Origin of the sequence: Aeromonas sp. 604282 (assembly GCF_049170575.1) — a bacterium.
Lineage (GTDB): Bacteria > Pseudomonadota > Gammaproteobacteria > Enterobacterales > Aeromonadaceae > Aeromonas > Aeromonas veronii_A.
Genome location: NZ_JAAKMV010000021.1, coordinates 1 through 14019, shown reverse-complemented (window position 1 = coordinate 14019; position 14019 = coordinate 1). Strand labels below are relative to the sequence as shown.

At 60.2% G+C, this 14019-nt stretch carries 13 protein-coding genes; 5 read left to right on the top strand and 8 right to left on the bottom strand.

The window, feature by feature from the left end:
- Positions 1 to 45: 45 nt before the first annotated feature.
- The 5 genes from agaE to kbaZ are packed head-to-tail and all read right to left on the bottom strand — an operon-like array spanning position 46 to position 4671.
- Complete coding sequence (agaE, locus tag G5367_RS19370; RefSeq protein ID WP_005354370.1) at positions 46 to 924, bottom strand: PTS N-acetylgalactosamine transporter subunit IID; 879 nt, start codon at positions 922 to 924, stop codon at positions 46 to 48.
- Positions 914 to 1687 (bottom strand): PTS N-acetylgalactosamine transporter subunit IIC, encoded by a 774-nt coding sequence (agaW, locus tag G5367_RS19365; RefSeq protein ID WP_421245024.1) that lies wholly within the window; start codon positions 1685 to 1687, stop codon positions 914 to 916. Before agaW ends, agaE begins: the two co-directional genes overlap by 11 nt.
- A gap of 15 nt (positions 1688 to 1702) precedes the next feature.
- Positions 1703 to 2176 (bottom strand): PTS N-acetylgalactosamine transporter subunit IIB, encoded by a 474-nt coding sequence (gene agaV / locus G5367_RS19360; protein WP_005340902.1) that lies wholly within the window; start codon positions 2174 to 2176, stop codon positions 1703 to 1705.
- Complete coding sequence (locus G5367_RS19355) at positions 2176 to 3345, bottom strand: SIS domain-containing protein (protein WP_421294892.1); 1170 nt, start codon at positions 3343 to 3345, stop codon at positions 2176 to 2178. The genes agaV and G5367_RS19355 overlap by 1 nt, the downstream gene beginning before the upstream one ends.
- A gap of 12 nt (positions 3346 to 3357) precedes the next feature.
- Positions 3358 to 4671: a tagatose-bisphosphate aldolase subunit KbaZ gene (gene kbaZ, locus G5367_RS19350; protein WP_421245026.1), complete on the bottom strand. Its 1314-nt coding sequence runs from the start codon at positions 4669 to 4671 to the stop codon at positions 3358 to 3360.
- Positions 4672 to 4945: 274 nt separating this feature from the next.
- Between kbaZ and G5367_RS19345 the strand changes: the two genes are divergently transcribed.
- Together G5367_RS19345 and cysQ are read left to right on the top strand one after the other, a co-directional pair.
- Positions 4946 to 5806, top strand: a complete 861-nt coding sequence (locus G5367_RS19345) for a DeoR family transcriptional regulator (protein ID WP_203975054.1) — start codon at positions 4946 to 4948, stop codon at positions 5804 to 5806.
- Positions 5807 to 5853: 47 nt separating this feature from the next.
- The gene (gene cysQ, locus G5367_RS19340) at positions 5854 to 6609 is read left to right on the top strand and encodes a 3'(2'),5'-bisphosphate nucleotidase CysQ (protein ID WP_421245027.1); all 756 of its coding nucleotides are present in this window, start codon (positions 5854 to 5856) and stop codon (positions 6607 to 6609) included.
- An 80-nt stretch (positions 6610 to 6689) separates the two neighbouring features.
- Here cysQ and G5367_RS19335 read toward each other — a convergent pair whose 3' ends face one another.
- From G5367_RS19335 to G5367_RS19325, 3 genes are all read right to left on the bottom strand, one after another.
- Positions 6690 to 6986, bottom strand: a complete 297-nt coding sequence (locus G5367_RS19335; RefSeq protein WP_033112808.1) for a YciI family protein — start codon at positions 6984 to 6986, stop codon at positions 6690 to 6692.
- Positions 6987 to 7010: 24 nt separating this feature from the next.
- Positions 7011 to 7574: a septation protein A gene (locus G5367_RS19330; RefSeq protein ID WP_337073317.1), complete on the bottom strand. Its 564-nt coding sequence runs from the start codon at positions 7572 to 7574 to the stop codon at positions 7011 to 7013.
- A 90-nt stretch (positions 7575 to 7664) separates the two neighbouring features.
- The gene (locus G5367_RS19325; RefSeq protein ID WP_421245028.1) at positions 7665 to 9188 is read right to left on the bottom strand and encodes an aminotransferase class V-fold PLP-dependent enzyme; all 1524 of its coding nucleotides are present in this window, start codon (positions 9186 to 9188) and stop codon (positions 7665 to 7667) included.
- A 174-nt stretch (positions 9189 to 9362) separates the two neighbouring features.
- On the opposite strand from G5367_RS19325, the gene trhA reads away from it, so the two are divergent.
- From trhA to G5367_RS19310, 3 genes are all read left to right on the top strand, one after another.
- Entirely contained in the window at positions 9363 to 9998 is a 636-nt protein-coding gene (trhA, locus tag G5367_RS19320) for a PAQR family membrane homeostasis protein TrhA (RefSeq protein ID WP_005335337.1), read from the top strand.
- A 127-nt stretch (positions 9999 to 10125) separates the two neighbouring features.
- Entirely contained in the window at positions 10126 to 11787 is a 1662-nt protein-coding gene (locus G5367_RS19315; RefSeq protein ID WP_216952965.1) for a putative transporter, read from the top strand.
- A gap of 229 nt (positions 11788 to 12016) precedes the next feature.
- The coding region (locus G5367_RS19310; protein ID WP_421294888.1) for a retention module-containing protein at positions 12017 to 14019 on the top strand (2003 nt) is incomplete at its 3' end.

Below are 14019 nucleotides of genomic sequence, written 5' to 3'. Positions count from 1 at the left end.
CTGTTCCTTTACTGCAAAGGGGGCCGGCTTACTGCCGGCTCCGGATTAGAGGAAACCGGCGAACTTGCCGACGATACCGAGTACCACCGTGATGACGATGAGGCGCAGCGGGCTCCAGCCTTTGCGGATCAGGGCGTACATCGCTAGGGTGTAGAGCAGCGGCAGGAAGGCGGGCATCAGCTTGTCGAGCACATCAGCCTGCAGTTTGACGACTGCATCACCAGCAGTAATTTCCAGCGTGGTGCCAAGGCGCACATAGGTGGCGACCAGCGCGCCGATCACCGTCATACCGACGATGGAGGCGGCATGGCCCACCTTGCGGGTATTGGCCTTAATGACCGGAATGGCCGCTACCCCCATGCGGTAGGCGTAGTGCGCCAGACCAAAACGCAGGCCGAAGTGGACCACGTTGAACAGCAGGAAGAAGACCACGGCACCCATGATGGAGCCTTGCAGTGCCAGATCTGCCCCTATGCCGCCACAGATGGGGAGCAGGGTGAGCCAGAACATGGCATCGCCAATCCCGCCAAGCGGTGCACCGACGGCAATCTTGGTGCTCTGGATGCTGTTGACGTTCTGTTTGGAGCGCTCCATCGCCAGCACGATCCCCATCACGAAGGTGACCAAGAAGGGGTGGGTGTTGAAGAAGCCCATGTGCCCTTTCATGGCCCGGGAGAGATCCCGCGGATTGGTGTGGATCTTCTGCAGTGCCGGCAGCAATCCATAGAGCCAGCCGGAGGCCTGCATCCGTTCATAGTTGAAGGAGGCCTGCAGCAGCAGGGAGCGCCAGGCAAAGCGGTTGATATCCTGCTTGGTCAGCTCGGCGCCAAGCTGCTGATCTTCATAGGTGTCGTCGGATTGTGGCCGGGTATTGTGCGGTTCGGCGCTGGAGATGATCCGCGCAGCTGTGTTGTTAGATGCCATCTTCGGTTTCCTCCTGAACAGGACGAGCTTGCGGGGTGGTGGTGCGCATGAAGTCGATCAGGGCCATGGCCAGCGCGGCGGCGGCGATGGCCAGCACCGGCAACTGGAGCCAGGCGGCAGCGACGAAACCGAGGATGAAGTAGGGGATATAGACGTTCTTCATCATGATCTTGAGCAGCACTGCAAAACCGATGGCGGGCATGATGCCGCCAGCAACGCCGAGGCCGTCGATGAGGCGGGCAGGTAGCACGTCGATGGCCGCCTTGGCATGTTCGGCCCCGAAGTAGGTTGGCAGGAAGGCACATAGGAAGTAGAAGGTGCCCAAAGCCAGCAGCGCCAGGTAGTTGACCCGCTCGATACCGCGCACGTCAGCCGCTTCGGCCATGCGATCGCAGCGGGACATCACCCCCGACATCACCGAGAAGAGGAAGGTGATCCCCATCTGCACGGCAACGGCGAAGGGAACGGCAACCCCGACCGCCACATCCGGTTTGACCCCGGTGGTGATGGCGAAGGTGGCGCCGACTATGGTGCCGATAATGACGTTGGGCGGTTGCGCCCCCGCTAGCGGGGCCAACCCCATCCAGACCAGCTCCAGAGTACCGCCCACCAGAATACCGGTGGGCAGGTCGCCGAGGATGAGGCCAACCAGCGGCCCCAGCACCACGGGACGGTGGAAGTGGGTCAGACCGTTGAACAGGTCGAGTCCGGCGAATAACGCCAGGATGCCAAGCAGCAGACCTTGTAACAAACTGATTTCCATCACAATTGTCCTTAATCAGAGCAAATTGAAAATGTCCTGTGCCGGTTCGGTCGGCACGCCCTGGACATAGCACTCGACATGGGCGTCCCGTAGGGCGCGAAATGCGGTGATGTCCTGTTCGTCCACGGATACGGTCTTGTGGATTTGACGCTTGCCGTCGGCGTAATGCATGTTGCCGACGTTGATCCGGGAGATGGGGACACCTCCCTGAACCAGGGTGTTGAAATCGGTCGGGTTTTTGCAGACCAGCAGGATCTTCTGGCGATCCGCCGCCTTGTGGATGTTGTCGATCACCTTCTGGAGCGGCCAGAACCGCACCGCAATACCTTCGGCCAGCACCATCTCCATCAGGTTCTGCTGGATGGGGTCCTCTGCCACTTCGTCGTTGGCGACCAGCACCAGATTGGCACCGGCAAAACCGACCCACTGGACACCGACCTGACCGTGGATCAGGCGCTCATCGATCCGGCTCAATACGATATTGGGCATCACAGCACTCCTTCTTGGTGGAACGGATAGATATTGACCCCCTGTACGACCCGGTTGACCTGACCGGTGGGGCAGGGATTGTCCGGGCTGATCCCCAGTCCCAGCGAGGTATGGAAGGCGTAGTACTGGGCATAGAGCAGGTAGCAGAAGGCGAGCTGGGCATCGTCGCCATGCAGGGTGTGGGGTAGGTAGATATGTTCCCCCTCCTCGATGGCAGGATGGTGCTGGTCGGCGATGGCGACCACCCGGGCGGCCTTGCCATCGCTTCGCAGCTCGCGCAGCAGATCCAGATCGTATTGTCGGGTGTAAGGGTCGTTGGAAATGAGCAGCACGATGAGCGTCTGTTCGTTGACGACCGATTTCGGGCCGTGGCGAAAGCCGGTGGGGGAGTCGAACATGGCGACCAGATGGCCGGCGGTCAGCTCCAGCAGCTTGAGGGCCGCCTCCTGCGCCACCCCTTGCAGACTGCCGCTGCCAAGATAGATGACCCGTTCGGGCAACGGCTCATTCCATGTCGGTACGCGCTGCACAACCTGCTCCAGAATGGCGTCGCTGGTGGTGACCAGTTGCTCGCAGCGCTGGCGGTTGAACCGCTCTGGCAGGAAGAGAGACAGACAGCTCAGCATCATGCTGGTCAGGCTGCTGGTCATGGCGAAGCTGCGATCATTGGTCTGGGGTGGCATCAGCAGGGCCAGAGAGTGGGCATCTTGCTGGCAGCGGCGATAGAGCGCCCCTTCACCGTTGCAGGTCAGCACCAGATGGTGGCAGTGGCTGAGCAGCTGGCTGGCCAGTTCGACCGCCGCCACGCTCTCGGGGCTGTTGCCGGAGCGGGCAAAGGAGATAAGCAGGGTCGGGCAATCTTCGGCCAGATACTCGGCCGGATCGGTGACGATATCCGTGGTGGCGATCGCCTCGACCCGGGCATGCAGGTGGGCCGAGAGGTAGGGGGCGAGCGCCCGACCGGCAAAGGCGGAGGTGCCAGCCCCGGTCAGGATAATGCGCAGCTCTTGCCGGGCGAGCAGGGGGGTCAGAAAACGGGTCAATGCTGGACGGCACTCCTCGACCATGGCGAGGGTCTCGCGCCAGGTGTCGGGTTGCTGGCGAATTTCACGGGCAGTCGCCAAGCCATTGGCACTGCGCAACATCTCTTCTGAATAAGCAAGGATCATGTCTGCAACTCCTTATACAACAGGGTCGAGCTGGGAATGGCGGCGAGAGGCCGCAGTGCAGGCGCTGGCGTAGTGCCGCAGCACCTCCTGCACCTGATCGAGAATGAGGTCATGGGGATTGGCCGAGAGCGCGCCCTGACGCACCTTGCGATACTGCAGGGGCAGATGCTGGCTCAGCAGGGGGAGCGGGATGGGCTCCGCCGCAAGATTGGCCAGCAATCTGGCGTAGCACTCATCGACCCGGCTATCGGGCCAGTAGTAGCGAATGCGATCCGAATAGCTGTAGCCACGGGCCAGCCGGCACTCGTTGGCACTGCCCTGGTAGTGGCTGCGCCAGAAGTCGGGGCGCTCCAGCATGGTCTCTTCCATCACCTTGCGCAGACCTGAACAGGCCTTGGCCACCACCAGCTCCTCCTCGATGGCGGCGAGGGCAAACAACGCTTCGCGCAGGGCGAAGGTGAGGGCGGGGCCGACTTTGAGAATGGCAAAGTGGTCGCGTACCAGCTGGCGGTAGGCCTCGGGAGTCTGGTAATCGGTGGAGTGGGCTTCGAACACCATGTGGGGATAGGCTTCGATCATCCGGCTAAGGGGCGCCGCTTTTTCGGGCCGGTAATCGATGACGCGGGTATGGTCAAACTCGACGCCGGGTTGCACCACCAGACCGATCACTCTGGGCCAGATATGGGCCAGCCCCGCCTTGCTGAAGGCCTCTTGATGGGCCTCGAGGGTGTGGCGTGCCGCCTCCGGCGTGGTGACCGCCAGCTCGGCAAGATCTTCATGGGCACCGCCCGGCACCGGCACCTCGGTGCCAATCACATAGACCAGATCGCTCTCGCCAAAAGTGGCCAGACAGGTTTGCTCGGCGATCTGCGCCAGCCGTGCTGCTCGCTCTGCGACCAGCTCGTCGGTCAGGGGAACGGGATCGCCCTGACAGGACATGCTGCAGTCGAGGTGGATCTTCTTGAACCCGGCAACGACATAGCTGGCGATGAGATCTTCGGCATGTGCCATGGCCTGCTCGGCCGGTTCCCCCTGCCAGCGGTTGGGGCCCAGATGGTCGCCCCCCAGAATGAGGCGCTGCGCCGGAAAGTGACACTGTGCCGCCAGCTCGTAGAGGCGATCGCGAAAGTCAGCGGGGGTCATGCCGGTATAGCCGCCAAACTGATCCACCTGATTGGATGTGGCCTCGACCAGCAGCAGCTCATCCCCTTCGGCGGCCAGCCGCAGCGCGGCCTCCAGCACCAGCGGGTGAGCGGAGCAGACGGCGTAGATCCCGGTCTGTTCTCCCTGTTTATGTCTTTCGACCAGTGCCAGCATGGATTTCATTTTGATGTCCCTTGGTTGCTGCGTATGGAAATGTTCTTTCGATTTCTTTTCTTTACGGTAGTGGGGAGGAAAAGAAAACGAAACAAAAGAGTCGCCAGATCTTGAAAGGGATCACAAAAAGAAAGATATCGAAAGGCTGTGAATGATGAGTAAAGATGGGTAGCGTGGTGGTAAAGCGTAATGAAGGCTTGATTTGGCACCTTCGCTGAGCGTTAATATGCAAACGTAACGAAGTGAAAGCGATCTTTCACTACAGCATTCCGGCAGAAGAACTATGCAAACAAGCGAAAAAGGTGCGCTCGGAACCAGCGAGCGGCGGGAGCGGATTATTCAGCAGCTGCGCAGCAATGGCAGCGTTCAGGTCAACGAGTTGGCGACTCATTATCAGGTCTCTACCGTGACCATCCGCAACGATCTGGCCTTTCTGGAGAAGCAGGGGGTGGCCGTGCGCGCTTATGGCGGCGCCCTGCTGTGCGAGCCGGGCCAGACGGTGCCGGAGCGCACTATTGCCGACAAGAGTGTGCTCAATACTCCCGTGAAACAGCGGATCGGCGCGCTGGCGGCGACCCTGGTGCCCTCAGGTTGTCGCCTTATCCTCGATTCGGGGACGACAACACTGGAGGTGGCGCGACATCTGAAGGGACATCAGGAGATCCTGGTGATGACCAACGGCATGAACGTGGCGAATGAACTGCTCGAAGCAGAAGGGGTGGAGCTGCTGATGACAGGCGGACATCTGCGCCGCAAGTCGCTCTCCTTCTACGGTGCGCAAGCGGAGCAGTCCCTGCAAAACTACCACTTTGACATGCTGTTTCTCGGGGTGGATGGCATCGATCTGGAGCGCGGCGTCAGCACCCATCATGAGGATGAGGCACGCCTCAACCGCTGCATGTGTCAGGTGGCCGAGCGGATTGTGGTGGTCACCGACTCCAGCAAGTTTGGCCGGCGCAGCCTGCACAAGATCATCGATACCCTGCGTATTCACACCCTGATCACCGACGATGCCGTGCCTGCCGATATCCTTTCCGGCCTGCGCAATGCCGGTATCGAAGTGCTGCTGGTACCGGCCGATGGCAGCACGGGACAAGAGACGCGGGGGCAATATAATCCAGTGCAATCAGCTATAAGCGGTTGATGACAAACGCGATAGACTGAGTTTCTCACTCACTGATCGAGCCTGTTATGTACCACCCCGATATCACCGAACTTGAACCTGTCGCCCGCGCGGCGGGGGCGGCCATCATGGCCATCTACAGCCAGCCCTTCGCGGTGGAGTACAAGAGCGACGAGAGTCCTCTGACCGCGGCCGACAAGGGGGCTCATGAGGTGATCGTTCAGGCGTTGGCACGGCTGACTCCCGACATCCCTGTATTGTCCGAGGAGTCGGGGCCCGAGGTGATGGCGGCGCGCCACGGCTGGTCCCGTTACTGGCTGGTGGATCCCCTCGATGGCACCAAGGAGTTTGTCTCCCGCAACGGCGAGTTCACCGTCAATATCGCCCTGATTGAAGAGGGGGCGCCGCGCTGGGGACTTGTTTATGCGCCGGTGCTGGACAAGCTCTGGTATGGCGGCAAGGGCGCGGGGGCCTGGCGTATCGCTGGTGGCAAGCGCGAGTCCATCCAGACCCGGCCTCATCGTGAAGGAACTGCATGGCGAGTGGTGGGCAGTCGCAACCACCTGTCGCAGGAGACCCTCGATTTCTTGGCTCCCTTTGGTGAAATCGAGCTGGTCTCTATGGGCAGTTCGCTGAAGTTCTGCATCATCGCCGAGGGGGGCGCCGAGCTCTATCCGCGCCTCGCACCCACCTGCGAGTGGGATACCGGCGCGGCGCAGGCGGTGCTGGAGGGGGCGGGGGGCAGCGTCACCCAACTCGATGGTTCACCCCTTGCCTACAACAAGCCCGATATCCTCAATCCCTGGTTTGTCGCCAAGGCATAAACGAGATATCGGGATGCAAAAAGGCCGGACTGGAATGAACTTCCAGTCCGGCCTTTTTTATTTCGCTATGCGCTTTGCGGTCAGAAGACCTTCTTGAACGGCTTGATGGTCACTTTGGCATAGACGCCAGCTGCCACATAGGGATCGGCATCGGCCCAGGCCTGGGCGTCCGCCTGCGAGGCAAACTCGGCGATGACGGTGCTGCCGGTAAAGCCGGCATCGGCCGGATCCTCGGCATCGATGGCCGGGTTGGGGCCGGCAGTCAGCAGCCGACCCTCATCCTGCAGGGCTTGCAGGCGAGCCAGATGGGCGGGGCGAACCTGCTTGCGCAGCGGCAGGCTGCCCTGAACATCTTCGGAGTAGATGAGATACCACATGAGACAATCCTTTTCTGATGAGGGTTATTTTTTGGGTTCGTCTTTTTGCTGGGACAACTGCTCGGCAGGGATATGGCGATAGAGATAGACGCCGCTCAGCAGGGTAAAGACCAGCGTCATCCCCAGCAGGCCGAATACCTTGAAGTTGACCCACATCTCTTGCGGCATGTTGAACGCCACGTAGAGGTTGAGCAGGCCACAAACAGTAAAGAAGCCGACCCAGCCGAGATTGACCTTGTCCCAGACTGCATCGGGGGCTTGCAGCTCCTTGGCCAGCATCTGTTTGATCAGATTCTTGCCAAAGCCGTAGCGGCTGATGAGCAGACCCAGCGCAAACAGGGCGTTGATGACGGTCACTTTCCACTTGATAAAGGTGTCATCGTGGAAGAAAACTGTGAGGCCGCCGAAGAAGCCAACCAGCAGGAAGGTGAATAGCTGCATCTTCTCGACTTTGCGATAGCGGATCCAGCTATAGGCGAGCTGCAGACCGGTGACCACCACCAGTGCGCCGGTGGCCGTATAGATGTCGTAGAACTTGTAGACCGCAAAGAAAACGATAAGTGGAATAAATTCAATAAATTGCTTCATTGTTGGCGCCTAGTCCTCAAAGATGGCCTGCAAATTTTGCCCAGTCTACCTGTACGGTGGACAACGGCAAATGAATAAGACCGCTCATTTTTACGCCGGTTCCGCGCTGTCGCCAAACAGTTGGCGTGCAATCGAGATCCCCAGTCGCTGCTGATCGGCCAGCAGGTCGCGGATATGGCGCTCTTCGATAAGCGGGTTGAGCAGCACGGCGCGCAGCAGGGTGAGCGGTTGGGCACCGTAGCGTACCACCGCCCGCTGGGTACGGGAGACAAAGCTGTGTCCCTCGGCCCGCTGGGCTTTTTGCAGCACCACGTTGAAGTCGTTGATCTGCGTGTTGGCCGCTTCATCCAGCACCTTGCCCTGCAGATGGGGCGGGATGCAGCGATAGGAGAGCAGGTTCATCACCGGAGCAGACATCAGCTCGAAGGCGGGGTCACTTTCGATGAGCTCGGCCATCAGTCTGGCCCGGTCGTAGTTGGCCTCGATCAGGTCGGCATAGCCCTGCTGGCCGAACAGCTGGAAGGCGGCATCCAGATAGAGGGCGTTGGCCGGGCGGGTGCCCTCCAGGGTAAAGCGGCCCTGATCGAACGAGGTGGCACGGATGGCGTAAGGGGCCTCCCGCTTGACCGCCATCATCAGGTCTGGCTGGCGGCAAAGCAGCATGCCGGTACCGAGCGGCACCAGCAGTTGTTTGTGGCCATCCAGGGTGACGGTATCGGCTCGCTCGATCCCGGCCAGCAGGGTTTGATAGCGGGGGGAGAAGAGGGTCGGGCCACCCCAGGCAGCATCCACGTGGAAGTGGATCTGCTCGCGTTCGGCGATGGCCGCCAGCTCCGGCAGGGGATCGATGGAGCCAAAGTCTGTGCTGCCCGCCACGCCGACCAGCGCCAGTACTTTCAATTTTTGCTCTTTGCACTGGATCAGCGCCTGCTCCAGCGCGGCCAGACTGAGCCGGTTCTGTTCGTCGGTCTCGAGGCGCCAGACGCTGCGGGCGCCCAGTCCCAACAGATCCATCCCCTTGTCGAAGGAGTAGTGCATCAGCCGGGAGCCCAGAATGACGGCGCCGCGATAGCCCTGCTCATAGAGGGCGAACAGGTTGTCGCCGCAGGCACGGTTGCGGGCCAGCCACAGCGCCGTGACGTTGGCGATGGTGCCGCCGCTGGTCATGACGCCGAGGGCGGCATCCTTGGCATGCATCTGCTCGCCGTAGAAAGCATCGTCCCTGCCATAGATGAGGCGGTGCAGCTTGGCCAGCACCTCCCGCTCCAGAAAGCTGAGCAGTCGGGAGGACTCCATCTTCATCGGATTCTGGTTGAGCATCACCAGCAGGCGCGACAGCTCGGCAGTGAAGGCCGGCAATGGTGCTGTCATATGACCCATGTAGCGTGGCGAGGTGAGATGGGATGCGCCGGGTACCAGGGTGGCCAGCCGCGCCAGATACTCATCGATGGAGAGACCGACCGCAGGCATTCGGGATTGAGCGAGCTGGTGGGTGAACTGGTCGCGCTGGTAGAGAGCCTGACTGTCGTCGGAGTGGTGGAAGCTCTCCAGCAAGGTGTTCATCGCCTCGCCAAAGGCGGGATCCGCTTGTGTAAACAGCTCAGTCAACGTCATCAGGTTCTCCAGACCAGGTCACCGGTGTTGGTGTCTATGCCGCTTCTGTCGGGCATCGGCGGCAGAGCATACACCAAAGGGGGGCGGGTGACAGCCACCCCATTTTTTAAGCGAACACTTGTACTCTGAAATGGCGCTGGGTAGAGTGTCGCCAATGATGACGGAGTGAAAGTTATGAGTGGTGTGATGGATTACTCCCCCCGGGAAGAGCTGGCCAACCGACTGAGCCACGGTGCGGGATTGTTGCTGGGGATTGTCGGGCTGGTGCTGTTGCTCATCAAGGGATGGGGACAGGGTACGCAGGCGCTGGTGAGCTACAGCCTCTATGGCGGCAGTTTGGTATTGCTCTATCTCGCCTCTACCCTCTACCACAGCATGGCGGAAGGGCGGGCCAGACGCTGGTGCAAGGTGTTTGATCACTGCGCCATCTATCTGCTGATTGCCGGCACCTATACCCCCTTCCTGCTGGTTGCACTCGACACGCCGCTGGCGAAGGGATTGATGGTGGTGATCTGGGCCCTGGCGCTGGCTGGCGTGGTGTTCAAGCTGGTATTTATCAACCGCTTCAAGAAGTTGTCGCTCTTTACCTACCTGATGCTGGGTTGGCTGTCGCTGGTGGTCATCTACCAGCTCTACATCCATCTGGCCGGTGAGGGGCTGTTGCTGCTCGGGCTTGGCGGCCTTATCTACAGCCTCGGAGTCATCTTCTATGTGGCCAAGCAGATCCCCTATAACCATGCCATCTGGCATCTCTTTGTGCTGGGTGGCAGCGTTTGTCACTTTATGGCCATTTACGGCTACGTCGCCTAACGTCTTGCAACTAGCCCTTAATTGGTATTTTTAGCGCGTAAAAGGATAAATTCGTGCGGTATCACACAGTTGGCGACTGAGTTTGCTGACAAGCTAGGGCCAGTTCAATTCGCAAAGGATGCACGAAATGAGTGAAATCGCGCTTTCCATCAGCATGTTGTCGCTGGTGGCAGTGCTGGGACTCTGGCTGGGAAACTGGCGAGTCTATGGCGTTGGCTTGGGGATAGGGGGGGTACTGTTCGGCGGCATCATAGTGGGTCACTTTGCCGGTGTGTCAGAGCTGGCGCTCGATGAGCAAACACTTCATTTTATTCAAGAGTTTGGCCTGATCCTGTTTGTCTATACCATCGGCATTCAGGTCGGCCCCGGTTTTTTCTCGTCATTGCGCAGCTCCGGACTCAAGCTCAATGCTTTTGCTGCTTTGCTGGTGATCCTAGGGTGTATCGTTGCGGCGGCACTTCATCAACTGTTTGATGTGCCGCTACCGGTGATCCTCGGGGTCTTCTCCGGTGCCGTGACCAATACGCCATCCCTCGGTGCGGGTCAGCAGATCCTGGCGGAGCTGGGAGCTCCTCATGGGTCAACCGGGCTGATGGGGATGGGGTACGCAGTGGCCTATCCATTCGGCATCTGCGGCATTTTGCTCACCATGTGGCTGGTCAGGGTCTTCTTTCGCATCAAGATTGACGATGAAGCCGCCCAGTTCGAGTTGCAGACAGGTAAAACCAAGGAGAGCCTGCAGACCATCAACATCGCGGTACGCAACCCAAACATGCATGGCCTGATGCTGAGCGAGATCCCGAGTCTCGACGAGTCTGATGTCATCTGCTCACGCCTCAAGCGTGGCGACGAGCTGATGGTGCCGCGCCCTGATTCCCGTATCGAGCTGGGCGACCTGCTCCACCTAGTTGGTGAGCGCCATGCCTTGCACAAGGTGTTGCTGGTGCTGGGAGAAGAGGTCGACACCTCCCTCTCGACTCGCGGTACCGACCTGAGGGTGGAGCGGGTAGTGGTGACCAACGAGCAAGTGCTGGGCAAGAAGATCCGCGATCTTGACATCAAACAGCGTTATGACGTGGTGATTTCGCGCCTCAACCGGGCCGGTATCGAGCTGGTACCGACCAGCCAGACCAGCCTGCAGTTTGGCGATATTCTCAATCTGGTGGGGCGCCTCGATGCCATCGAAGCGGTGACCAATGTGGTCGGCAACGTGCAGCAAAAACTGCAACAGGTGCAGATGTTGCCGGTCTTTATCGGGATTGGCCTAGGCGTATTGCTCGGCTCCATCCCCTTCTACCTGCCCGGTTTCCCGGCCGCTCTCAAATTGGGTCTGGCGGGTGGGCCGCTGGTGGTGGCGCTGATCCTGTCGCGGATTGGCAGCATCGGCAAGCTCTACTGGTTCATGCCCCCCAGTGCCAACCTGGCGCTGCGGGAGATCGGCATCGTGCTGTTTCTGGCGGTGGTCGGCTTCAAGTCGGGGGCGGGTTTCGTTGATACCCTGATCAACGGCGATGGCCCCTCCTGGATGCTCTATGGGGCAGCCATTACCCTGATCCCCTTGCTGGTGGTCGGGGTGCTGGCACGTCTCTATGGCAAGATGAACTATCTGACCCTGTGCGGCTTGCTGGCCGGCTCCATGACAGATCCTCCCGCGCTGGCCTTTGCCAACGCCATGCACCCGACCAGTGGTGCCAGTGCGCTCTCCTATGCCACTGTCTACCCGCTGGTGATGTTCTTGCGGATCATCTCGCCGCAACTGCTGGCCATCATCCTCTGGGCCGGTGCATAGGGTTAAACCGGACAGGAGCATGCCTTGTCATGCTCCTGTCATGATAATGTAATGTATTGATAATTTTAGTTTTTATTTTTCGGTAATCCCCTCGCCACCCTTCAGCCTGGCTGAACGGTCCAGCCTCAAATCAGTCTATTCTTTCGAATTTTCGAACTGGTTATTTGCTCTCTCTCTGTGCAGAGTAGGCTGTGGCTTTTTGCATGCAAATCAGGATTCAGGAGAGAACATGATTACCAATTCCGTTACTCTGGAACAGGGCGTAACCGTCACCCAGCTCAAAGGTCAAGTTTATCAGGTGGCTGCAGATGGTAGCCGCAAGTTGCTGGTGGAAGGGGATGTGCTGCCGAAAGGGGCGGTGATCATGTCGCCGGATGGCGCCAGTTTCATGGGCGGCGGACACTCTTTCAATGTGCAACCGGCCAGCGAACAGAGTGAGCCTGCCGAAGAGGAAGATGCTTCCCAGCTGGCGCAAAACAGTGCCGCAGGCACACCCGATGATATCAGTGCCCTGCAAGAAGCCATTTTGGGTGGCGCTGACCCGACCCGGGCCTTTGAAGCCTCCGCCGCAGGCGGTGCACCTGCTGCCGGTGGTGGCGGGGTTGGTGGTGTCGCCGGAGCCAGTGGCAACGGCGGTTTTGTCACCATCGACCGTACCGGCTCCGCAACCATTGCCGAAGCGACCTTCGATACCACTTACAACACCAATGGCGAGCCACCGCTTGGTGCTGCTGGCGAGGATGAAGTATTTGACCTGACTCCACCCACCATTTCCGTTGTTGCGCCAGATAACACTAATGACACCACACCGACCCTGACCGGAACCACGGATGCGCCTGCTGGCAGCACGGTGACCCTGGTGGTGACCGATGCTAACGGCAATCAGCAGACCCTGACCGCTATTGTCACACCTAATGGCACCTTCACCGTGGATGTGGTCACCCCATTGGCCGAGGGTTCTTATACCGTCACCGCCACAGTGACCGATCCTGCGGGGAATACCGGCAGTGCAAGTGATGATGGCAGTGTGGATGTAACCGCTCCAGTGATTACTGTTGATGCACCTGACAATACCAATGACACCACCCCGACCATCACGGGTACTACGGATGCACCTGCTGGCAGCACGGTCACTCTGGTCGTGACCGATGCCAATGGTAACCAGCAAAATTTGACCGCCACGGTACAACCTGGTGGCAGCTACAGCGTAGATGTCACTACTCCGCTGGCCGAAGGCAGCTATAAGGTGACGGCCAGCATCACCGATCCGGCCGGCAACACAGGTACCTCTACCGACGATGGTAGTGTTGATAGCAAGGCCCCTGACCTGGCCATCACCCTGGATGCCGACATCACCGCCGACGACGTCATCAACGCCGCCGAAGCGGGTCAGCAGATCCCGGTCAGCGGCACCGTGACGGGCGAGTTCAAGGCAGGGGACATCGTCACCCTGACCGTCAACGGTAAACCGTTCACCGGTCCGGTGGATGCCGATGGCCGCTTCACCATCCTGGTGGCGGGCAGCGACCTGGCGGCCGATGGCGACCGCACCATCGATGCCAGCGTGACCAGCACCGACGTGGCGGGCAACAGCGCCACCGCGACCGACAGCGAAGGTTATCGCGTGGACACCCAGGCCCCGAGCGTGGTGGTCGACATCGTTGACGAGCAGCTGACAGTGGGTGAGACCAGCAAGGTCACCTTCACCTTCAGTGAACAAGTCACCGGCTTTGACGAGAACAGCCTGACCGTGGTGGGTGGCACCGTGACCGGGCTGACCTCCGCCGATGGCGGCAAGACCTGGACCGGTACCTTCACGCCGACCCCGGGCTATACCGGCGACGCCAGCGTGACCGTGAAAGAGAACAGCTACAGCGACCTGGCGGGTAACAAGGGCACCGGTGGCAGCGACAGCGCGGCCACCGACACCACCGCGACCGGTGCGCCGACCGTGGTCATCACCGAAGACAGCAATAACGACGGCACCATCGACCGCACCGAGATCAGCGGCAAGGTGAACGTGGAAGTGGGCCTGCCGGGCGATGCCAAGGCGGGGGACACCCTCAAGGTGAGCGGCCAGGCCGACCGGGTGCTGACCGATGCCGACATCACTGCCGGCAAGGTGGGCTACGAGTTTGACCGTCCGGCGGACGGGGTGCAGCTCACCGTGACGGCCACCATCGTCGACGCGGCGGGCAACGTCTCCCTGCCGGGCAGCGATAGCGCCACCAT